This is a genomic window from Marivita cryptomonadis, assembly GCF_002115725.1.
Taxonomy (GTDB): domain Bacteria; phylum Pseudomonadota; class Alphaproteobacteria; order Rhodobacterales; family Rhodobacteraceae; genus Marivita; species Marivita cryptomonadis.
Window position 1 is genome coordinate 1 of sequence record NZ_JFKD01000072.1, and the last position, 1321, is coordinate 1321.

The following is a 1321-nucleotide window of genomic DNA, read 5'->3' on the forward strand; positions in this document are numbered from 1 at the left end:
CTACTTGGCGAGTGTCAGAATAGGCTCTGTTGCACAAATCGGCTAATGGCCGGGGTTCCCCTTTCCCCGGTCGGACCTATCCCACAGCTTCCGTGACGGGTATGCCAAGCCCGGTATAGCCGTTGAGCACGGCGATACGGACCTGGAGTTCCGCAACCTGACGGTCGAAGTCACGCGCCATGAGGCGCTGCCCCAGCAGCTTCACACAATGCATCTTCGTCTCGACGCGGCTCCGGCGGTGGTATCCACTCCATCGTCGCCATAGGGCGCGACCAAGGTATTTGGAGGCGCGCAGGGCCTCGTTTCGAGCGACCGCGCCGGCGGTAACGGTCTTCCATGGCTTCCCATTCTTGCGGGGCGGGATGACAGCATATGCGCCGCGGTCTGCGATCGCATCGTGGCATTTGCGGGTGTCATAAGCGCCATCAGCCGTGACGCTGCGGATCTCCTGGTCCTTCGGGATTTGGTTGAGAAGGTCGGGTAGGATCGGCGCATCGCCGATGTGGCTTCCAGTAATCTCGACAGCTCGGATCTCCAGCGTTTCCTCGTCGATCCCGAGGTGGATCTTGCGCCAGACGCGGCGTTTCGGGCCGCCATGCTTACTCGCATGCCACTCGCCTTCACCCTCCACCTTGATCCCGGTGCTGTCGATCAGCAGGTGCAGCGGGCCCTTCGACCCACGATAGGGGATGTTGACGGCCAGGGTCTTCTGGCGGCGGGACAGGGTGCTGAAGTCGGGCACAGCCCAGTCGAGACCAACAAGCCGCAACAGGCTTTCGACGAAGCCTGTCGTCTGCCGAAGCGCCATGCCGAACAAAACCTTCATCGAAAGGCACGTCTGGATAGCGGCATCGCTATAGGCATGCTGTCGGCCACGCCTGCCTGTCGGCGCGGCATCCCAGCTCATCTCGGGGTCAAACCAGATCGTCAGCGAGCCCCGGCGCTTCAGCGCTTCATTGTAGGCTGGCCAGTTCCTGGTCTTGTAGGTCGGGGGTGTGGGTCTGCTCATGCATCCCGGCTACCACGATGGATTCACAAGATGAATCCCTCACGAGATTTGTGCAACAGAGCCTCCTCCAAGCGAAAAAATCTATACTGTACATTCGGATACAAAAACTGCGACTGGGGGGCAAAGTGCCCATCATAAAACCCGTATTCGGAAACTGAATCTACGCAAAGATCTGAAATAAATTCATTTATTCCTATATTGCTATCGATTGTTTTTTGCGTTGTCTGATTAAAATAGAATGCGCTTTGGAACCGAGATATCGGGTATCTAACAACAGTGAAGTAATCATCAAAGAAGTCCATAGGAAATAGT

Annotated in this window: 2 protein-coding genes; both read right to left on the bottom strand. The window is 57.0% G+C overall.

Features of this window, described 5'->3' with window-relative positions; translation table 11 throughout:
- Positions 1-76 precede the first annotated feature (76 nt).
- Positions 77-1009: an IS5 family transposase gene (locus tag MCRY_RS22295; protein WP_085633960.1), complete on the bottom strand. Its 933-nt coding sequence runs from the start codon at positions 1007-1009 to the stop codon at positions 77-79.
- Positions 1010-1032: 23 nt separating this feature from the next.
- Positions 1033-1321 (bottom strand): sulfotransferase family protein (locus MCRY_RS23295; RefSeq protein ID WP_217808266.1); only part of this gene is annotated, 289 nt, incomplete at its 5' end.

Bases quoted from the DNA above. Each gene is read 5' to 3' on its own strand.
- MCRY_RS22295 (WP_085633960.1), bottom strand. From the start codon at position 1,009: ATGAGCAGACCCACACCCCCGACCTACAAGACCAGGAACTGGCCAGCC.